Below are 21410 nucleotides of genomic sequence, written 5' to 3' on the forward strand. Positions count from 1 at the left end.
CGACAAAGCCCCCGGACAGATTTATGCCACTTCACCTCGAAACGCCGCTTCTCGAATCCCGCCCTCTTAGCCAGACAACAGGACGCTCCATCTGGTTGAAAATGGATGCCCTGCAGCCCCCGGGTTCCTTCAAGATCCGCGGCATCGGGGCTGCCTGTGAGCATCACGCGCATAATGGCAAGCGGCGCTTCGTCTCCTCCTCCGGCGGCAATGCCGGCATCGCGGTTGCCTATGCAGGCCGCCGCCTTTCGATCCCCGTATCGGTTTTCGTTCCTGAGACGACGACGGATCGGGCAAAAGCGCTGATCCGCCAGGAGGGCGCCGAAGTCTTCGTGCACGGCGCATCCTGGCAGGAAGCAAACGAGCGTGCGCTTCAGGCTGTCGACGCGGAGACCGCCTTCATCCATCCCTTCGACGATCCGCTTCTTTGGACAGGCCATGCGACGATGATCGATGAGGTCGTCAAGGCAGGCGTGTCATTTGACGCCGTGGTGCTGTCCGTCGGCGGTGGCGGCCTGCTCGCCGGCGTTTCGGAAGGGCTCGACCGCAACGGCCTTCAGCATGTCCCGATCATCGCGGCCGAAACGGATGGCGCAGCATCGCTCGCAGCCGCCGTCAAGGCCGGCAAGCCGGTAGAGCTGCCCGCGATCACCAGCATTGCGACGTCGCTTGGCGCCCGAAAGATAAGCCAGCGCGCTTTCGAAATCACACAGAGCAGGCCGGTCGATAGCGTCGTCGTCACAGACCGCGATGCCGTCGATGCCTGCATGCGCTTTCTCGACGACCATCGCGTCCTTGTGGAACCGGCCTGCGGCGCTGCCTTGGCGGTTGCTTATGCCCATGCCGACAGGCTCGGCAGCTTCGAGCGCGTGCTGATCATCGCCTGCGGTGGCGCAACGGCCACGCTCAACCAGCTGCAGAGCTGGCAGGCATCCTGATCGACGTGACACGCCATCATTAGTAAGCCGTATCTTACGGATGACAGTAGCGATGCTGCGCCTATCCGAGACGAATGGCATGATCCGGATCATCAGACCAAAATTGGATCCCGCCGTGATGAAGGTGGTTGTCATTATCGGCAATGATGTTAGAGAGGAATTCCGGCTTCACTTTTAAAGGACTCACGATGCCGGATTTTTCCACACTCATTCTTTTTGCCGCCGCCGCGCTGGTGCTCACCGCCACGCCCGGCCCCGACATGCTTCTCATTGCGTCGCGCAGCGTCAGCCAGGGGCGTTCCGCTGGCTTCCTGACCTATGCAGGCATTGCGCTTGGAACCTATTGCCACGCCATGGCCGCCGCGCTCGGGCTTTCTAGACTCTTCCTGACCGTGCCGGTCGCCTATGAAATCGTCCGCTGGGCGGGCTGCGCCTATCTGCTTTATCTGGCTGTCAAAACCCTGCGCTCGCAGGGCTCCGCCTTTGCACCTTCGGCCGGGCTCAAGCGCCTCTCCGGCAAGCGTATTTTCGTCGAGGGATTGGCGACCAATCTCCTCAACCCGAAAATGGCACTCTTCGTACTCGCCCTTTTTCCGCAGTTCGTCGATCCGCACGGCGGCTCGATGATCGTACAGATGGCTTTGCTCGCCACCATCCTGAACGGGGTCGGCTTCATGGTGAACGGTTCGGTCATCATGCTGGGGAGCCACATCCGCAGCCGTCTCTCGGCGGTGAAGCGCATTCCGAAGTTGCCGCAATATCTGCTGGCGACGGTCTTTGCCGGTCTCGCATGCCGTCTCGCCCTCGGAAGCCGAGGCTAACATGACCCAATAAAAAATCACGGCGGAAGCAGGTTTCAACCAACGCTTCCGCCATGAATTTCATGTAGATTTTCGGCCAGAAGCCGCGCTTGTCAAAAGAGCGCGGCTCAAAGAAACGAACTGAGCTTACGCGACAGCGCGGGCAAGCGCACAGCGCGACCACAGGGCGTGCAGCGCGCCAACCAGCTGCTCGATATCGCCATCCGAATGCAGCGGGGTCGGCGTGATACGCAGACGCTCGGTCTTCTTCGGCACCGTGGGATAGTTGATCGGCTGAACATAGACGCCCGCGTCGAGCAACAGATCGGAAATCCACTTGCACTTGGCCGCATCGCCGACCATGACCGGCACGACATGGCTCGGGTTCGGCATATGCGGAATACCGGCAACATCGAGCTGAGCGCGCAGCCTGCGAACACGGTCCTGATGGCGCAAGCGTTCGAACTGGCTGACCTTCAGGTGCTGGATAGAAGCGACGGCGCCTGCAGCAAGCGTCGGCGGCAGCGACGTCGTAAAGATGAAGCCGGACGCGAACGACCGGATGAAATCACAGAGTGCAGTCGAAGCGGCGATATAACCGCCCATGACGCCGAACGCCTTGCCAAGCGTACCTTCGATGACGGTCAGACGATCCATCAGGCCCTCGCGCTCGGCAATGCCGCCGCCGCGCGGTCCGTACATGCCGACAGCATGCACTTCGTCGAGATAGGTCATCGCGCCATACTTGTCGGCGAGATCGCAGATTTCCTTGATGGGGGCGATATCGCCATCCATCGAATAAACGGATTCAAACGCGATCAGCTTCGGCGCCTTCGGATCCGCAGCCTTCAGCTTGGCTTCTAGATCGTGCAGATCGTTATGCTTCCAGATGACCTTGTCACACTTCGCATAGCGAATACCTTCGATCATCGATGCATGGTTGAGCGCATCCGAGAAGATGATGAGGCCGGGGATGCGTGCACCGAGCGTGCCGAGCGTCGCCCAGTTGGAAATATAACCCGAGGTGAAGATCAGCGCGGATTCCTTGCCGTGGAGATCGGCAAGTTCCTGCTCGAGCAGAACATGGTAGTGGTTGGTGCCAGAAATATTCCGGGTGCCTCCCGCACCCGCGCCACAGTGATCAATGGCTTGCTTCATCGCCTCGATCACTTTGGGGTGCTGGCCCATGCCGAGATAGTCGTTGGAACACCAGACCGTCACTTCCTGCGGGCCGTCGGGAGTATATCGGGTTGCACGCGGAAAATTGCCCCTACGGCGTTCCAGATCGGCAAATACGCGATAGCGGCCTTCATTGTGCAGGCCGTCCAGCTCGCCCTTAAAAAATGCTTCGAAATCCATCATCTGCTCCAGTAACGTGCGACCGTTTTCAAGAATGCCGGATCGCCCGTCAACCCCTCCCCATTGCTTTCACACCCTGCTGCGGCAAATGGCCCCTAATTTTGAACAATTCCAGACAACAATAGCCAATCACATCAAATTGACAATCGAAACTATGGTGGAAACACTCTCTCCGGAGCGGCGGGTAAAACCCCGCCGCTCCGGGCTTGTTCGTGGTAAATCTAGGCGGCAGCCACAGCGCGTTTGGCCATGACCTTAACCAGATTGGCGCGGTACTCCGCCGTCGCATGCAAGTCTGATAGCAACGATGACGGATCGACCGTCACGCCCGCGAGCGCATCCGGCGACCAATTCGACGCGAGCGCCTGCTCCATATCGCCCTGACGGAACACGCCGTCCGCACCGGCACCGGTGACGGCAACGCGAATTTCCGCTCCATTCCTGGCAACGAAAACGCCCGTCATGGCATAGCGCGAGGCCGGATTGGGGAATTTGGCGTAGCCCGCCTGTTCCGGCGCCTCGAAAGCGATTGATGTGATGATCTCGGCGCCCTCCAGAGCCGTTTCGAACAAGCCGCGGAAATAATCCGCCGCCGCGATCTGGCGTCGATCGGTAACGATGGTGGCATTCAGCGCCAGCATCGCCGAGGGATAATCCGCCGCCGGATCGTTGTTGGCGACGGAGCCGCCGATCGTGCCCATGTGCCGGACATGCGGATCGCCTATCATGCCGGCAAGGTCGCACAGCGCCGGACAGACCGCACGGATCGCCGCCGAGGAGGCGACTTCCGCATGGGTTGTCGCCGCACCGATCGTGACCCTGCGGCCATCGACACGAATCCCCTTGATCGACGGGATATGCCTGAGATCGACCAGATCGCTCGGCGACGCCAGACGCTGCTTCATGGTGGCGATCAGCGTCATGCCGCCGGAGACATATTTGCCTTCGTCGGCATTCGACAGAAGCTTGACGGCTTCGTCGACCGAGGAGGCGCGATGGTAATTCGTTGCGTACATTGTCCTATCCTCCTCTTGTCTCAGGGCGTGGCCCGCGCCGCTTCCCACACCTTGAGCAGTGTGGCCGGCATGGTCAGCGTGTTGTTGCCGATCGCATCGGTGATGGCGTTCATCAGCGCCGGCGGCGAGCCAATGGCGCCCGCCTCGCCACATCCCTTGATGCCAAGGGGATTGCTCGGGCACGGGGTGTTCTGGTGTGAAAGCTGGAAGAACGGCAGGTCGTCGGCACGCGGCATGGTGTAATCCATGAAGCTCGCCGTCAGAAGCTGGCCACTCTCATCGTAATGCACGCCTTCCAGCAGCGCCTGGCCGATCCCTTGCGCAATGCCGCCATGCACCTGCCCTTCGACGATCATCGGGTTGATGATGTTGCCGAAGTCGTCGGCAGCGACGAACTGCACGATCTCGGTCTTGCCCGTTTCCGGGTCCACCTCGACCTCGCAGATATAGCAGCCGGCCGGGAAGGTAAAATTGGCCGGATCGTAGAAGGCGGTTTCCTTGAGGCCCGGCTCCATGCCGGCGGGAAGATTGTGCGCAGTATAGGAGGCGAGCGCCACCTGGAACCAGGGAAGCGCCTTATCGGTGCCGGCGACCTTCAACTCGCCGTTCTCGATGACGATATCGCTCTCGTCGGCCTCCATCAGATGCGCGGCGATCTTCTTCGCCTTCGCCTCCACCTTGTCTAGCGCCTTGACGACGGCGGACATGCCGACGGCGCCCGAGCGGGAGCCATAGGTGCCCATGCCCATCTGCACCTTGTCGGTATCGCCATGGACGATGGAGACACTGTCGATCGGGACACCCAGCCGATCCGAGATCAGTTGCGCAAAGGTGGTCTCATGCCCCTGGCCATGGCTGTGCGAGCCGGTGAGCACTTCGATCGTTCCCACCGCGTTCACCCGCACCTCGGCCGATTCCCAAAGGCCGACGCCGGCCCCGAGCGAACCCACCGCCTGCGAGGGCGCGATGCCGCATGCCTCGATGTAACAGCTCATGCCGATGCCGCGTTTCATGCCACGCGTGGCAGCCTCGGCCTTACGAGCGGGAAACCCGGCCCAATCCGCCTGCTGCATGGCGGCGTTGAGCGAAGCTTCGTAATCGCCGGCGTCATAATTCATGATGACGGGTGTCTGGTAGGGGAACGAGCGGATGAAGTTGATCCGTCGAAGCTCCGCAGGAGAGACGCCGAGTTCGCGCGCCGCCGTTTCCACCGTGCGCTCGAGCAGATAGGTCGCCTCCGGACGCCCGGCTCCACGATAGGCATCAACAGGCACGGTGTTAGTATAGACCGTGCGGACATTGGCATGGATCGCCGGAATGGCATATTGGCCCGACAGCAGCGTTGCATAGAGGTAGGTCGGCACCGCCGAGGAGAAGAGCGACATATAGGCGCCGAGATTGGCGATCGTGTCGACCTTCAGCGCCGTCATGCGGTTTTGCGCATCGAAAGCCATCTTCACCTTGGAAAGATGATCGCGGCCATGCGCATCGGTGAGGAAGGCTTCCGTGCGGTCGGCCGTCCATTTGACCGGCACGCCTGTTTTCTTCGATGCCCAGAGACAGACGATCTCTTCCGGGTAGATGTAGATCTTCGAGCCGAAGCCGCCGCCGACATCGGGTGCAATAACGCGCAGCTTGTTTTCCGGCGCGACATTGTAGAAGGCGCTCATGACGAGCCGGGCCACATGCGGATTCTGGCTGGTCGTATAGCAAGTGTAGTGGTCTTCGGCCGCGTCATAGATGCCGAGCGTGGCGCGCGGCTCCATGGCGTTCGGCGAAAGCCTGTTGTTGTGGAGTTCGATTTCGGTGACATGCGCCGCCTCCGCGATCGCCTTGTCGGTCGCTGCCGCATCGCCGAGCTCCCAATCGAAGATCAGATTGTCGGGCGCCTCGGGATGGATCTGCGGCGCACCCGCTTTCAGCGCATCCACCGCTTCGACGACCGCAGGCAGCTCTTCATAATCGACCGCCACAGCCTCGGCCGCGTCACGGGCTTCTCCAAGGCTGTCGGCCACGACGATCACAACCGCGTCGCCGACGTAACGGACAGTATCGACCGCCAAAGGCCGCCACGCGCCCATCTTCATCGGCGAGCCGTCGCGGGAGTGAATCATCCATCCGCAGATCAGGTTGCCGATGCCGTCGGCGAGCAACTGCTTGCCCTCGAGCACGCCGATCACACCCGGCATGGAAAGAGCCGCCGATGTATCGATGCCGGCGATCTTCGCATGTGCAAGCGGGCTGCGAACGAAATAGGCGTATTTCATCCCCGGCGTCACCATATCGTCGGTGTAACGCCCTTTGCCCGTCAGAAATCGCTTGTCTTCCTTGCGCGCCACGCGCGCACCAATGCCTTCCACGCCCATCACATCCTCCCATCGGGGTTGCGGGCCTGGCACCGCGCCAAGACGTCTATCATCGGCGCTCTGCCAGACGGTCTCGGTGAAATTCTATTCGACCGCCTGGCTTGCGGCATTCATCTCGGCATTGGCTGAGAGCACGGCCTTGACGATGTTGTGGTAGCCGGTGCATCGACAGATATTGCCTTCGAGCTCGCTGCGAACGGTTTTCTCGTCCAGCTTGCCGCCATGTCGGTGGATCATGTCGACCGATGTCATTACCATGCCCGGCGTACAGAAGCCGCATTGCAGGCCATGATGCTCCTTGAAGGCAGCCTGGACCGGATGCAGCTCGCCATTGGCCGCCAGACCCTCGATGGTTGTGATCTTGGAACCGGAAGCCTGGACGGCCAGGATGGAACAGCTCTTCACGGATCTGCCGTCCATATGCACGACACAGGCACCGCACTGGCTGGTATCGCAGCCGACATGCGTTCCCGTTAGGCTGAGTTTTTCCCTGATGAAATGGACAAGCAGCATGCGATCCTCGCACTCGCCGCTGACCGAACGGCCATTCACCGTCAAAGTCACCTTTGCCATATTTTCCTCCTCGCCTCTCCTCCAGAGGCAAGGGCATCATTTGACTTTTTCGCAATCCAATCAACCGCTACTTTAGAAAAGAAGCGGATTTTCGATGCCGTCTGGATCGTTTTACTGTCCGGATGCAGGGCTGCCTTAGTCCAGCAACAAAAAAACTCTTCGCTCCCAATGGACAATCATATTTTGCACGATATTTTTTCGTAGTTGCAGGACTGAAAAGACAGCCCATCGTGGTGGAGCTGAAGAATTGGGACGACGTTGCCGGGTTCGGCTTAACTAACGTTGGAGAGAGTAAATGAAGAAAGTTCTTATGCTCGCAATGATCGGCTTGGCGATCGCAAGCTGCACACCGACTGAACAGGGCGCAGGCATCGGCGCCGCATCGGGCGCCATCATCGGCGGCGCAGTCACCGGCAACGTCCGCGGCGCTGCCGTCGGTGCTGCCATCGGCGGCGTTTCGGGCGCCGTCATCGGCAGCGTTCAGGAGCAGCCCGGTCAGTGCTACTACCGCGATCGTTACGGTCGTCGCTACATCGACGATTGCCCGCGCGGCGGTTATCGTGGCGGCTACGGCGGCTACTGATCGATCCACGATCGGCATTTCGAAGTCCCGGACCAGGCGTCCGGGACTTTTTGTTTCAGGCTGAGGAACGGCGCGAAAATCGGCTTAGAGCCGCCTGGTCGCATTTCCCGACGCTCTGTTTGAAGCCGTAAAAATATACGGGAACCATACCGGCAACCGCGGCGTTTCACCCCGAGAGGGGCATATTTCCAGGTTTTTGACTCCAAAACGGTACACCTTAGAGACTTTTGCCTCTATGGTGGCCGCGCGTTAACCCCGGGGAAACGTCAAGCTGAGTAAGTTCTCATATAACCGTAAAGCGGCGTATGCTTAAAAGAACTGTACCGAGGAAGAGTATTGCGTATCGGCAGGCAGGAACCGTAGCAGCGGTTGCGGCAGTGCTTGCGCTCGGGCCTCTTTGGGCCGGCAATGCCTTCGCCTTCAAGCTTTTCGGCATCAAGCTCTGGGGCGAGGACGAGACCACCGACCAGGTTTCCGATCCCGTCCATTACACCGTCGATTTGAAAGCTGACAATCTCGACAAGGATCTGAAAGACTCCTTGAATGAGACGTCGATGCTGATCGCCGACAAGGACAAGCCCGCCTCCGGCGACCTCGGCGTTGTCGTGAAGGCCCGCGACGACCGCGACCGGCTGATCGCCAATCTTTATGAGAAAGCCCATTATGGCGGCGTCGTCACCATTACCATCAATGGGACCGCGCTTGACGCTTTGCCGCCGACGCCGACCTTCAGCCGTTCCAAGCCCGTTGCCGTTGCTATTAGCGTCGACCCAGGTCCTGTCTTCAAGCTCGGCAAGGTAAGCCTGCAGGGCGATGCCGCCCAACTGGACCCGCAGAAATATGGTCTGGTTCGCGGGGGAGATGCCGGCTCGCTGACCATCTTGAAGGCGGGTGACAAGATGGTTGCCGACTTCAAGAACGAAGGGCATCCGCTCGCCAAGCTCGACAAGCGCGATGTCGTTGCCGATCATTCAAGCAACACTGTCGACGTATCGCTCAAGGTCGAAAGCGGCCCGGTCGCTCCCTTCGGCAATGTCGGCGTCACCGGCCAGAAGTCGGTCGATCCGGATTTCATCAAGCGTTACGCCCGCATCAACGAAGGCAAGCCCTATTCGCCCGACGATCTGAAAAAGGCATCGGACCGGCTGCGCAAGCTTGGCGTCTTTTCCAGCGTCACCATCCGCGAAGCCGACAAGCTGGCGCCGGATGGCAGCATTCCGACGACCATCGAGGTATCGGAAGGCAAGCAGCGCTATTTCGGCGTCGGCGCTCAATATTCGACCATCGACGGCTTCGGCCTGCAGGGCTATTGGGGGCACCGCAATCTGACGGGCCGCGCGGATTCCTTGCGTATCGAAGGATCGGTATCCCGCCTTGGTGAAACAACCGATGTCGGCCAGCTCGATTACACCGCCGGCATCACCTACATCAGGCCGGCCACCTTCTACCCCTCGGCCACCTTTACGGCCGGCCTCAAGATGCAGAGCCTGCATCCGGATGCCTATGACGCCAACACAGCAACCTTGAGCGCCGGCCTCGCCTACGACATCAACGATCAAGACACCGTTTCCGCCGGCGGCGAGGTGTCGTATGAATCCGATACGACGGATGCCTTCGGCAAACATAATTATCTGACCGTGACTATCCCGCTGGAATATGTGCGCGACACCCGCGACAACAAGCTGGATCCGATCGACGGCTATCGTGCCGCCATCAGCGCGAAGCCGAGCTACGAGGCGATGGACGGCACGATCTTCGGCTCGGTGGAAGGATCGATCACGGGCTACAAGGGCGTCGGCGCCAACAACAATGTGGTCTTCGCCGGCAAGCTCGCCGCAGGATCGCTTCTCGGCGCCAACAGCATCGAGGACATTCCGGCCACCCGGCGCTTCTATGCCGGCGGTGGCGGTTCCGTGCGCGGCTATGGCTATCAGGAAATCTCGCCCTATAATTCCAATGGTGACGAGACGGGCGGCCGCTCTTACGTTACGGCGTCATTCGAGGCGCGCGTGAAGATCACCGATACGATCGGCATCGTGCCGTTTGTCGATATGGGCAGCGTCACCGATACGGCCTTCCCGGACCTTTCCGATCTGCGCATCGGTGCCGGTGTCGGCCTACGCTACGCGACGCCCTTCGGTCCGATCCGGCTCGACGTCGCTGTTCCGTTGAAGAAATATGACGATGGCACGGCCTATGGAATTTATGCCGGCATCGGCCAGGCCTTCTGACGAAACGTAAAGTTGCTGCCGACGTTTCAGCACACGGTTACAAAATTGAGGTTACTGTCGCCTTCATGAGCATTTTGATTCGAATCCTCGGGAAATTGGTGCGCTGGGTCGCCTATGCGATCGTGGCGGTTCTTTTGCTCGTGGTTGCCGTTGTGCTCGTCGTCGGCTTCGTTCCCTCCGCAACCAATTATGCCGTCGATCAGGCAGCAAAACTCGCCTCCACACCGGATCACAATATTACCGTGACTGCACCATCGGGCCTGCTCAGCGGCAATCTGCGCGTGGGGTCGATTACGGTCGCCGACACGAAAGGCGTTTTCGCCAAGGTGCAGAATCTGGCGATCGACTGGTCGCCGCTATCGCTTTTGTCCGGAACCTTTCACGCTGATCGTGTGGCCGCCGATGTCATCGATTTCCAGCGTCTGCCGGTCTCGACAGCGACACCCGCGCCACAAAACCAGACGGCGAGCAGCAGCGGTTTTTCCCTGCCCATCGCAGTCGATATCGGCGCCATTGCGCTCCCCGATCTGCGTGTCGGCCAGGCAGTTGCCGGTCAGGATTTCGTTCTCGCCGCCGACGGCAGCGTCAAGGCCAACAGCAGCAGCATGGGCCTGACGCTGAACGCCAGCCGGCATGACGTGCCCGATGCCAAGCTTTCCGCCGACATCGCTTTTGCTCCGGCCGAAAACCAGCTGAAACTGAAGACGCAGATTTCCGAGCCGCGCGACGGCATGCTGGCAGGCATGCTGCATCTGCCGGGCGGCCCTGCCATCAATATCGATCTCTCGGGCGAAGGCCCGCTATCCAACTGGGCCGGCAAGCTGCAGGCGGCGCTCGACGGCAAGCCGACGGTTGCCATCAACGGCCATCACACTCTTTCAGCAGATGGCCTGCACCATATCGACGTCAAGGGCGGTGGCGATGTGGATTCTCTGCTGCCGCCGACCATGCGGCCGCTGTTTACCGGCCAGACGACCATCGATGTCTCGGCAACCTTCGACGGCAAGGGCAAGATCGACATCCAGACCGGCAACCTTGCAACCGGCAGCGTCGTGATCGCCGCCTCGGGCACGCTCGATCAGGCCGGCAACAATAGCCTCAATGCCAATCTGATCGGCACCTCGGGGCCGGTCGATTTCCGCTGGCCGATGGAAGGCGGCGATGCTCGCGCGCTGATTTCTCGCGTTGACGTCGCGCTCACGGGTGCGGCGCAATCGGTGAAGATCGACGCCAAGGCGGCCATCGATAGCGCCAGCACGCCGCAGGGTCAGATCGGCCAGGTCAATCTCAGCGCCAGAAGCGACAGTTTCAATCTGGCCAACATGTCCGGCCCGCTGCAGCTTCGTCTCGTCGTCGGCCAGACAGCCTTCGTCAGCGCCGACCTCAATCGACTGATCCGCGCGCCGATCTCGCTGACGGCGCCGCTGCAGCTTTCTCCGGGTTCTATCGGCTTCAACAACACGACGCTGGAAAGCGCCAGCATCGGCGGCACGGTCAACGGCAAATATACGCTCTCGTCCAACGGCTTGACGGGCAACTTCAAGCTCTTCGCCTTGCCCGGCGTGCTTCCGGACGGCGTCTCGAACAAATTCGAAGGAACGATTTCGCTGGAAGGCCAGGTGGGCGGCACGGTGCCGTCCAAGATGACGCTCTCCAATCTCAAGGTGAAGTCCAACGTCGCAGAGATCGCCGGCAATGTCGCCCTCAGTGACCAGATTTTGACCACGGATCTCACCGGCAAGGTGCTCGATCTCTCGAAGTTCGTGCCGAATGCGCAGGGGCAGGCCGATATCGGCCTCAAGGCCAAGGGGCCGCTCACAGCGCTCGGCATCGATGCCTCGGTCAAGGCCGTCAATGTCAAACTTGCCGGACGCCTCCTCGACACGCTGGACATTGGCGTCACCGGAATCGCCGACCCTAATGCTCCGCAGGCAAATATCGACGCAACCGGTGCGATCGACGGCAAGCCCATCCGCATCAAAGCCGATGCGACGTCGAAGGATGGTCGCACAAGCATTCCGTCGCTGTCGGCCGAAGTCGGAACCAACAAGCTGCAGGGCAAGCTGGATCTGTCGCCGAGTTTCGAGCCGTCCGGCGCCCTGACCTTCAATCTGCCCGATCTGAGCCTGCTTGCAGCGCTCGCAGGGCAAAAGGCGGAAGGCGATCTCAAGGGCTCGCTCGATATCACCAGCAATGCCGGCAAGATCGGCCTCAAGGTCAACGCCGATGGCAACGGTATTCGTCGTGACGATCTTGTCATCAGCAAGCCTTCCGTCGCGTTGACTGTCGACGACCTGAAGGCATTCTCCGCCAATGGCAGCATTCGCGCCGACGCCATCGCCTCCGGCGCCAATCGCATCGCCGATCTCGGCCTGACTTTCGCCCAGCAGGGCAGCCGCACCGATTTCGACCTGAAATCGAAATATGACAATGCGCCGTTGACGACCCATGGCAGCGTCGAGACATCAGGCGGGCAGACGACTGTCAATCTGGATAGTTTTGCCGGCGCGCCGAAAACCATACCGGTGAAGCTCGCCGCCCCCACGAAGATCGTCATCAAGGATGGCATCGCCTCGTTGAACGATCTGACGCTTCAAACCGGCGGTGGCTCTGTAACCGTCGGCGGAACGGCGGGGCAGAATCTCAACATCAATGCCAAGATCGCCAATCTGCCGGCGAGCCTTGCCAACGTCTTCGCACCGACGCTGGCTGCCGAAGGCGTCATCTCTGGCACGGTGACGGTTACCGGCAAGGCGGCATCGCCCGTCGTTGCATTCCAGACCAACTGGTCGGGCGCCGCCACCAGTCAGACGAAATCTGCGGGCCTCTCGCCGCTCGGTATCAAGGCCGACGGCAAGTTTGCCGATAATGTCGTGACCATCAATACGAACCTGACCGGCCAGAGCGGCCTGTCGCTGAACGGCGGCGGCACGGTCGCCATCGCCGGCAACAAGGCGATGGCGCTCAAGTTTTCCGGCAACGTTCCCTTCGATGCGCTGGCAGGTCAGCTTGCCGCCCAGGGATTGGTGATGACGGGGTCCGCCAGGATCGACATGCAGATCGGCGGCACCACGGCAGCGCCCGCCATCACCGGTACAATCACGACCGACGGCGGCAAGCTCGTCGACGTCCGCCGCAACCTGACGCTCAATGGCCTCGCCGTCACGGTGACCCTCGATGGCAAGCAGGCCGTCATCTCGCGGCTGAGCGGCAATTTGAACACCGGCGGCAGCATTGCGGGCAGCGGCACAGTCGGCATCGCGCCCGATAGCGGCTTTCCGGCCGATATCCAGATGAAATTCACCAACGCGACTTACGTCGATGGCACGCTTGTCACGGCAACCATCAACGGCACGATGGGCATCAAGGGACCGCTTTTGACCGCACCCATGCTCACCGGCAACCTCAAACTCAGCAAGGCATCGATCACCGTGCCGGAGAAGCTGCCGGCTTCGCTGTCTGAAATCAATATCAAGCACAAGAATGCATCCGCCGCCGTCAAGGCACAGTTCAAGGACCAGAAGCCCGAGGCTCCGCGCAGCAAATCGACGGGCCTCGGCATCGACCTGCAGCTGGAAGCCCCCTCACAGATTTTCGTACGGGGACGCGGCATCGATGCCGAACTTGGCGGCAATATCACGGTGCACGGCACGGCGGCAGAGCCTGTCGTATCCGGCGGCTTCACCATGCGGCGCGGACGCCTGACGATCCTGAGCCGCCGTCTCGACTTTGCCGATACCAGCAAGATCACTTTCGGCGGCGACCTGACACCGGCGCTGAACATGGAAGCCACATCGACGGCAGGGTCCACCACCATAACAGTCGATGTCACCGGTCTCGCCACAGACCCGCAGATCGGTTTCTCCTCCTCTCCTGCCCTGCCGCAGGACGAGGTGATGGCGCAGCTGATCTTCGGTCAATCCATGTCGAAACTCTCAGCCCTCCAGATCGCACAGCTGGCCGATGCCGCAAGCCAGCTTGCCGGCGGGCGATCCACCTCGCTGTTCGAAGGTCTGCGCAGCCATCTCGGCGTCGATGACCTCGACATCTCGACGGATGCGAACGGCCAGGCACAGGTCGGCGCCGGCAAATACATCAACAAGCGGACTTATATCGAGCTGCAGCAGGGTGCTTCCAACAACACCAAGGCGATCATCAACCTCGATGTCGGGCGCGGCGTAAAGCTGCGGGGTGCGGCAGGCTCGAACGGTGCGGGTGAAGCCGGCATCGTCTACGAGCACGAGTATTAGAGCAATTCCAGGAAAAGTGCGCAGCGGTTTTCCGTCCGGAATTGCGCGAAAAGAAAGAGATAGAGCGGTTCGGAGATTCCGTGAAAAGCTGAACCGCTCTAGGGAATAAGTTCCCAGCCGCTGTTCGGATAGCGACTTGCCAGGGAAGACGGGACATCCGTCAGAAACCCATCTTGCTGGTCTTCAGCAAAATGTTGGATTCGGTCGTGTTGATGCCGTTGATCAGCCGTATCCGGCGCAGTGTCTCGTCGAAGGAGGCAAGGTCGCGGTCCTCAAGCTCGGCGATGAAATCCCATTTTCCGTTGGTGCTGTGCAGTGCGCGCACCTGTGGCAGGCCACGGAGCTGATCGGCAACCTTGTCGGCCAGCTTGCCGAGCACTTCGATCAAAACAATCGCCCGCACGCCGGCGGCGCGCGTTTCATGACCAGTGCGAATGGTAAATGCGGCGATGGTTCCGCTCTCCACCAGGCGGTCTATGCGGGCAGCAACGGTCGCCCGGGATGCGCCTGTCGCCGCAGCAAGAGAAGAGACAGATATGCGGGCATTGTTGCGCAGCGCGCTCAGGAGGTCGCGATCCAGATCATCCATGGCTTATCATTCTGATAAATACGATTTAGCAAACTGTCGAAACCTAATCAATTTTCGGCAATTTTCCATCTTTTTGCTGTCATGCAGACAATCAATAATGCGAGTTGTCAATCTTTGGTGCGGCACAGCTCTTCACGGGAGCTCTGAGCCGCTCTATCTCATTGTTTTCTCGTAGTTCCGGACAGAAGGCCGCTAGGCTTTTGTGTGGAATGACCTAACCCTCGGAGCAATGCCGATGAACACGCAATCCACCCCTATCACATTGATCGGCGTTCCCCTGGAAGAAGGCTCCGGCCGTCGTGGCGCCGGCATGGGGCCGACCGCACTGCGCATTGCCGGCATCGAGACCACACTGATCGAACTCGGCCACCGTGTTACCGACAGCGGCGACCTGCATCCCGCACCCGCGACCGATCTGCCTGACGATCCCCAGGCGCATAATCTGAAGATCGTCGGCGCCTTCACGCGCGCACTCGAAGCCAAGGTCTACGACGTGGCGGCCTCCGGCAGCTTCCCGCTGATCCTCGGCGGCGACCACAGCCTGTCCATGGGCAGCGTTTCCGGCATGGCGCGCCATGCGGCAGAGGTCGGCCGCCCGCTCTTCGTGCTCTGGCTGGATGCCCATTCCGATTTCAACTCGCCGGCCACCTCGCCATCGGGCAATATTCACGGCATGCCGGTCGCCTTCTTCTGCGGCGAGGCGGAGATAGCCAATGTATTGCCGGCCGGCCGGCCGCTGGTCGATCCGACGAAGGTTTTCCAGGTCGGCATCCGCTCCGTCGATGCGCGCGAGCGCGAGGAAATCCGCGAGCATGGCGTCAACGTCTTCGACATGCGCTCGCTCGATGAGCTGGGTGTTGCCGCCATCATGCGCGAAGTCCTCGACACGGTCGAGGCGGCCAATGGCCTGCTGCATGTCAGCTTCGACGTCGATTTTCTCGATCCCGATATCGCACCGGGTGTAGGAACGACCGTGCCGGGCGGCGCGACCTATCGTGAAGCGCACCTCATCATGGAGATGCTTTCCGACAGCGCCCTCGTCTCGTCGCTGGATCTGGTCGAGCTCAACCCGTTCCTCGACGATCGCGGCAAGAGCGCCCGGGTTCTGGTGGAGATGGCGGCAAGCCTTTTTGGCCGACGCATCTTCGACCGCCCCACCAGAGCCGCGTGACAGTATTCCCCGAGTGATCCCGGACGGCAAACCCGGGATCACCCCTCAATACTTACGAAACCTTGTCCGCGGATTTAGGTTTAAGCAATGTTCTTGCTCTATCGTGACCATTAACACGCCGATTTGGCGTCACGGTTCAATGGGAAGAACGTTCATGGCCACGATCAATTCCACCAGCTTCAGCGGCGATACTCTGGAGATCATTGCCTTCCGGCTCCACGAGCAGGAATTCTGCGTCAAGACCACGACCATCCGCGAAATCCGCGGCTGGGCGCCGTCGACGCCGATCCCGCATGCGCCGGCCGATGTCATCGGCGTCATGAACCTGCGCGGCTCGGTCATTCCGATCATTGATCTCGCCTATAAGCTCGGCATGCAGAGCACGGTCGCCAACGAGCGCAGCGCCATAGTCGTCGCCGAAGTGCACAACATGGTCATCGGCATGCTGGTCGATCGCGTCTCGGACATCCTGACGATCGCTTCCGAGCAGGTTCAGCCCGTTCCGGAAGTCACCGCTTCCTTCGATCGCGCCTATTGCGAAGGCATCATCGCCACCGAAAACGGCATGATCTGCTTCCTGAACCTCGCCAAGATGTTCAAGGAAAACGAAACGGAAGAACTGGCAGCCTAATTCTTTCCGCTCACGCTTCTGAAAAAGCCGTCACCTTCCCAGTGGCGGCTTTTTTGTTCCGTACAATTTTAGAGAGTTCTTTTTTATTTAAATTATAATTTCTAATATACTGAATTTTACTCAAAATTAAGGGGCAGATTCCATCATCAATTGTGAAGCGAGGGAACGAAAACACAATCTCAACATTCCGACCATTCCCGTGCGGAGCGCCGTCATGACGGTGCAACGACGTGCGCGGCCGCCCGCTTCGATGCCTTATCGACGCCCGGCAAGCGTGAGCCTTCTGAGAGGGAATAGGAATGTTCAGTCTATCATCGGATGCCAGTCGCATTCTGTCGGCCGTTTCCAAATCGCAGGCCGTCATCGAATTCGATCTTCAGGGTAACATACTGACAGCAAACGAGAATTTCTGCCACGCCTTGGGTTATGATCTGAAGGAAATCGTCGGCAATCATCACCGGATATTCTGCGACCCCTCCTTTGCTGCAACCCCTGCCTATGCGGATTTCTGGGCGCGGCTTGGTCGCGGCGAACATGATGCCGGTACGTATAAGCGGCTCGCCAAGGGCAATCGCGAGATCTGGATTCAAGCCTCCTACAACCCGGTTTTTCGCAATGGAAAGCCGGTGAAGGTTGTAAAATTCGCCGCCGACGTGACGGAAGCCCAAAAAAAGTCAATCGACGATGCCGGCAAGCTTGAGGCGCTTTCCCGCTCGCAAGCCGTCATCGAATTCCTGCCGACGGGTGAGATCCTGACGGCCAACGACAATTTCTGCGGCGCCCTCGGCTATGCGCTGAGCGAGATCGTCGGCAAGCACCACAGCATGTTCTGCGATCCCGCCTATGCGCGCACCGAGGAATACAAGCAGTTCTGGCAGCGCCTGGCTCAGGGCGAGTTTATCGCCAATGAGTTCGTGCGCTACGGCAAGGGCGGCAAGGAGATCTGGATCCAGGCCGCGTACAATCCGATCGTCGGTTCCGACGGCAAGGTCTACAAGGTGGTCAAGTTCGCGACCGACGTCACCTCGCGTATGAGCGCCATCAGCGAGCTTGCCGGCGCGCTCAGAAAGCTCTCGGAAGGCGATCTGACCAGAACACTCGATCATTCCTTCGTCCCGTCCATGGAGCAGCTTCGCCAGGATTTCAACGCCACGATTCACAAGCTCTCGGAGACCTTGACCACAGTCGGCGAGAACGCCAGCGCCATTGCTGCCGGCTCACGCGAACTCGGCGATTCCGCTGAATCCTTCTCTCGCCGCACCGAGCAGCAGGCCGCTTCGGTCGAAGAGACGGCGGCCGCACTGGAAGAGATCACCACCACAGTCGCCGATTCCAGCCAGCGTGCGGAAGAAGCAGGCCGCCTCGTGGCGGAAACCAAGCGGGGCGCGGAAGAATCCGGAACCGTGGTCCGCAACGCCGTCGCCGCCATGGATCAGATCGAAAAATCCTCGCGCGAAATCACCAATATCATCGGCGTCATCGATGACATCGCCTTCCAGACGAACCTTCTCGCCCTCAATGCCGGTGTCGAGGCGGCCCGGGCTGGTGAAGCGGGCAAGGGCTTTGCGGTCGTAGCGCAGGAGGTGCGTGAACTGGCGCAGCGCTCGGCGAGTGCCGCCAAGGAAATCAAGGCACTGATCACCACATCGAGCGAGCATGTGAAAAACGGCGTCGGCCTCGTCGGCCAGACCGGTAGGGCGCTGGAGCAGATCGTCACCCAGGTCGCCGATATCAACGGCAATGTCGCGGCCATCGTAAAGGCCTCCAAGGAGCAGACGATCGGCCTTCGGGAAATCAATGCGGCAATCAACTCGCTGGATCAGACCACGCAGCAGAATGCCGCCATGGTCGAGGAAAGCACGGCGGCAAGCCTCAGGCTGGCCCATGAAGCGGACGCGCTGCATATGTTGCTTGCCCAGTTTCGCCTGGCCGAAACGATGATCCGGGCAATCGCGATCCGACGCGCCGCCTGATCTGTCGACCGATCGCTCAGAACGAAGCCGCCCCGACGAACCGGGGCGGCTTGTCATTTCATGAGATGCTATCAGCTGAAGAGAGCGTAGGTGCTCTTGATCGTCACCCACACGCCCCAAAGCAGCGGAATGCCGACGATGGCCCAGGCAATCAAAGCTTTGCCGTCGAACCCGCCTGTGCCGATACCGAAGGAGCCAGTCGGGCCGGCATTGGCGGCAGCGGTCTTTGCCTGGAGTGCGGCCACTTCTTCGTCCGACATGAACCATTTGTCGGCGAGAGGCTTGACCAGCGCATTGGCGATCAGCCCCAGTGCCAGCATCCCGGCAAGGATGTACATGGTGAACGTGTAAAGCTGCGCGCCTTCGACGCCGGCGGCCTTTTGCGCCTCGCGGATGTAATTGACCACGACAGGCCCGATGATGCCCGCCGTCGCCCAGGCCGTCAGCAGGCGGCCATGGATTGCGCCCACGAACTGAGTTCCGAAGATATCGGCGAGATAAGCGGGAACAGTCGCAAAACCACCGCCATACATCGACAGGATGATGCAGATCGCACCAACGAACAGCACCCGGCTATGGATGCCTGCCGCCCAGGGCGCCAGGATGTAAAGCGCGATGCCGATGACAAAGAAGCAGTAATAGGTGTTCTTGCGGCCGATCTTGTCGGACAGCGACGCCCAGAAAAAACGCCCGCCAATGTTGAACAAAGAGATCAGCCCGGCGAAACCGGCGGCGATCGCCGCAACCGTCGCCACCTGATCTTTGCTAAGATCGCCAAACTTCACATCCGGCAGACCGATCAACGCACCGCCGAAGATTTCCTGCAGCATGGGGGATGCCATGCCGATGACGCCAATGCCGGCGGAGACATTCAGGCACAAAACCGCCCAGATGAGCCAGAACTGCTTGGTCTTGTGAGCATCACGCAGATGCACATGCCTCGTGGTGATCATCGTGCTCTTGGCGACAGGCGGCGTCCAGCCTTCCGGACGCCAGCCGGCCGGCGGCAGGCGATAGCCGAAAGCCCCGCCCAGCATGAAGACGAAATAGATGGCCGCCATGACGATGAAGGTCTGCCATACGCCGACGGACGTATCGGTGCGGAAGTTGTTCATCAGCAGGCTTGCGAGCGGAGCGCCGATCATCGCGCCACCGCCGAAGCCCATGATCGCCATGCCGGTCGCCATGCCGCGCCGATCAGGGAACCATTTGATCAGCGTCGAAACGGGAGAGATATAGCCGAGCCCCAGGCCGATGCCGCCGATAACGCCCGCACCGATCCACATCACCCAGAGTTGGTGGAAAATGACACCCACAGCCGCAATGACGATGCCGCCGCACCAGCAGCAGGAGGCAACGACGCCGGCCTTGCGCGGCCCGACCTTTTCCAGCCAGCCGCCCCATATGGCGGCGGAAGAACCGAGCAACACGAAGAAGAGCGTATAGATCCAGCCGAGATCGCTGACGCGCCAATCACAGCTCGTCGTGAAAAGGGCGCTGAGAAGATTGAGATTCGCGCACTCGGCTGGAGCCGGCGTCGGCGTACCGAGCGCCTTGGAAAGCGGCAGCCAGAAAACGCTGAAGCCATAGGCCATGCCGATGCAGAGGTGGATCGCAAGTGCGGCCGGCGGCACCAGCCACCGATTGAAACCTGGCTTGGCGATGATGCGCTCGCGATCGAGCAGACCCGCAGTTGTTACTCCCCTAGAACCACTCGTATCCGCAGCCGCCATGAACAACTCCTCCGCGTTTCAAAGACCAGCACCCAAGTTTTTCAGAAAGAATCACTTGTCAGGCAGATTCTCCCACTGCCACTCAATAGCATTTGTCGGTTTTGGATACTAAGGCGACGTGACTTTCTCCACTGGCATGGGCCGATGGATCATTTGTGCGGCTTCCAGCACGAGCGGGTGCAGGCCGCTATCGCCCTTCTCGATGATTTCGAACAGTTGCCGCCGCATGCGCGGCTCCCAGAACTTGTTGATATGGTTGGCAACCCCCTCCACCGATTCGCTTGCCGGCTGCGTCTTGAAAAACGTAGCAATCTGGTTGGCCATATAGACGAGTTTGGCTTCCGTCTTGCCGTGCGGCGAGTCGTCAGGCGACATCGGCGATGCTCCCTGGGGTAATGCGATGCGGATGGGTGAAAATCTCGAAATCGTCGCCGCGCACCAGCGCGACAAGCGTCATGCCGGCCTCATCGGCCGTGCGAATGGCAAGCGCCGTCGGGGCGGAGATGGCAACGAGTACGGAGCTGCCCAGGATCGCGGCTTTCTGCACCATCTCCACCGACAGACGGCTGGTGACGGCGACAACGCCTTCCGCGCCCTTGCGGCCCGAGCGGACGACCGCGCCGCAGAGCTTGTCGAGCGCATTGTGCCGGCCGACGTCCTCGCGCACCGCAAGCAATCCCTCCGACGGGATATAGAAACCGGCACCATGAACCGCACGCGTCTCGCGATGCAACGGCTGGGCGTCGTTCAGCAGAGCGATCGCGCTGACGATATCCTTTTGCGTCAGCGTCAGGGCGACCTTGGAAACGTCGGGAACCTTGCGCACCGCTTGTTCGATCGATTCGATACCGCAGAGCCCGCAGCCGACAGGCCCCGCCATATGCCGGCGGCGGAGCCGCAAGGCATCGGCCGCATCGTCGATGAGACTAGTCTGAACGTCGATCCCCTGCTCATCCTCGATCGTCTCGATGGCAGCGATCTGATCGATATCGGTAATAATCCCCTCGGTCAGGCTGAAGCCGACGGCAAAATCCTCAAGATCGGCTGGCGTGCCCATCATGACGGCATGAGACGATCCACCATAGGAAAAAGCGATCGGCACTTCCTCCGGGACGATACGCGTTCCCGAACGGACCAGTCCATCGCGGCGGGCGGTTTCGGGAACGGTAGTCTTGGGCTGAAAACTGCTCATTGGCT

The 21410-nt window shown here is 60.3% G+C and carries 16 protein-coding genes; 8 read left to right on the plus strand and 8 right to left on the minus strand.

What is annotated here, in order from left to right:
* The first annotated feature begins 23 nt into the window (after positions 1-23).
* Entirely contained in the window at positions 24-938 is a 915-nt protein-coding gene (locus tag HGP17_RS19885; RefSeq protein WP_168812179.1) for a pyridoxal-phosphate dependent enzyme, read from the plus strand.
* Between the two features lie 188 nt (positions 939-1126).
* On the plus strand, positions 1127-1759 hold the full coding sequence (locus tag HGP17_RS19890) for a LysE family translocator (protein WP_168812181.1): 633 nt from the start codon (positions 1127-1129) through the stop codon (positions 1757-1759).
* Between the two features lie 126 nt (positions 1760-1885).
* On the opposite strand, the gene hemA is transcribed toward HGP17_RS19890, so the two are convergent.
* The 4 genes from hemA to HGP17_RS19910 all read right to left on the minus strand — a co-directional run bounded on the left by hemA (position 1886) and on the right by HGP17_RS19910 (position 7052).
* Positions 1886-3097, minus strand: coding sequence for a 5-aminolevulinate synthase (hemA, locus tag HGP17_RS19895; RefSeq protein ID WP_168812183.1), 1212 nt, complete (start codon positions 3095-3097; stop codon positions 1886-1888).
* A gap of 221 nt (positions 3098-3318) precedes the next feature.
* The gene (locus tag HGP17_RS19900; RefSeq protein ID WP_168812185.1) at positions 3319-4113 is read right to left on the minus strand and encodes a xanthine dehydrogenase family protein subunit M; all 795 of its coding nucleotides are present in this window, start codon (positions 4111-4113) and stop codon (positions 3319-3321) included.
* A gap of 20 nt (positions 4114-4133) precedes the next feature.
* Positions 4134-6479, minus strand: a complete 2346-nt coding sequence (locus HGP17_RS19905) for a xanthine dehydrogenase family protein molybdopterin-binding subunit (protein ID WP_168812187.1) — start codon at positions 6477-6479, stop codon at positions 4134-4136.
* 84 nt (positions 6480-6563) lie between these two features.
* Complete coding sequence (locus tag HGP17_RS19910) at positions 6564-7052, minus strand: (2Fe-2S)-binding protein (protein WP_168812188.1); 489 nt, start codon at positions 7050-7052, stop codon at positions 6564-6566.
* 295 nt (positions 7053-7347) lie between these two features.
* Between HGP17_RS19910 and HGP17_RS19915 the strand changes: the two genes are divergently transcribed.
* From HGP17_RS19915 to HGP17_RS19925, 3 genes are all read left to right on the plus strand, one after another.
* Positions 7348-7635: a glycine zipper domain-containing protein gene (locus HGP17_RS19915; protein WP_168812189.1), complete on the plus strand. Its 288-nt coding sequence runs from the start codon at positions 7348-7350 to the stop codon at positions 7633-7635.
* A 305-nt stretch (positions 7636-7940) separates the two neighbouring features.
* Positions 7941-9866, plus strand: coding sequence for an autotransporter assembly complex family protein (locus HGP17_RS19920; protein ID WP_168812190.1), 1926 nt, complete (start codon positions 7941-7943; stop codon positions 9864-9866).
* A 65-nt stretch (positions 9867-9931) separates the two neighbouring features.
* Positions 9932-14116 (plus strand): translocation/assembly module TamB domain-containing protein, encoded by a 4185-nt coding sequence (locus tag HGP17_RS19925; RefSeq protein ID WP_168812191.1) that lies wholly within the window; start codon positions 9932-9934, stop codon positions 14114-14116.
* A gap of 160 nt (positions 14117-14276) precedes the next feature.
* On the opposite strand, the gene HGP17_RS19930 is transcribed toward HGP17_RS19925, so the two are convergent.
* Positions 14277-14705, minus strand: coding sequence for an Lrp/AsnC family transcriptional regulator (locus HGP17_RS19930; protein ID WP_168812192.1), 429 nt, complete (start codon positions 14703-14705; stop codon positions 14277-14279).
* Positions 14706-14940: 235 nt separating this feature from the next.
* On the opposite strand from HGP17_RS19930, the gene rocF reads away from it, so the two are divergent.
* The 3 genes from rocF (at position 14941) to HGP17_RS19945 (ending at position 18480) form a co-directional block, all read left to right on the plus strand.
* Entirely contained in the window at positions 14941-15876 is a 936-nt protein-coding gene (gene rocF / locus HGP17_RS19935; RefSeq protein ID WP_168812193.1) for an arginase, read from the plus strand.
* Between the two features lie 154 nt (positions 15877-16030).
* A complete protein-coding gene (locus HGP17_RS19940) occupies positions 16031-16507 on the plus strand; it encodes a chemotaxis protein CheW (RefSeq protein ID WP_168812194.1) in 477 nt (158 codons plus the stop codon).
* A gap of 299 nt (positions 16508-16806) precedes the next feature.
* Positions 16807-18480 carry a methyl-accepting chemotaxis protein gene (locus HGP17_RS19945; protein ID WP_168812195.1) on the plus strand — a complete coding sequence of 558 codons (1674 nt, stop codon included), beginning with the start codon at positions 16807-16809 and terminating at the stop codon, positions 18478-18480.
* 71 nt (positions 18481-18551) lie between these two features.
* Here the strand turns inward: HGP17_RS19945 and HGP17_RS19950 are convergent, their stop codons facing one another.
* The 3 genes from HGP17_RS19950 to fdhD all read right to left on the minus strand — a co-directional run bounded on the left by HGP17_RS19950 (position 18552) and on the right by fdhD (position 21405).
* A complete protein-coding gene (locus tag HGP17_RS19950; protein WP_168812196.1) occupies positions 18552-20213 on the minus strand; it encodes an OFA family MFS transporter in 1662 nt (553 codons plus the stop codon).
* A gap of 108 nt (positions 20214-20321) precedes the next feature.
* Positions 20322-20588 (minus strand): formate dehydrogenase subunit delta, encoded by a 267-nt coding sequence (locus HGP17_RS19955; protein ID WP_168812197.1) that lies wholly within the window; start codon positions 20586-20588, stop codon positions 20322-20324.
* Entirely contained in the window at positions 20578-21405 is an 828-nt protein-coding gene (gene fdhD / locus HGP17_RS19960; RefSeq protein ID WP_168812198.1) for a formate dehydrogenase accessory sulfurtransferase FdhD, read from the minus strand. Before fdhD ends, HGP17_RS19955 begins: the two co-directional genes overlap by 11 nt.
* Positions 21406-21410: the final 5 nt, after the last annotated feature.

This window comes from Rhizobium sp. P38BS-XIX, assembly GCF_012641435.1.
Taxonomy (GTDB): domain Bacteria; phylum Pseudomonadota; class Alphaproteobacteria; order Rhizobiales; family Rhizobiaceae; genus Rhizobium.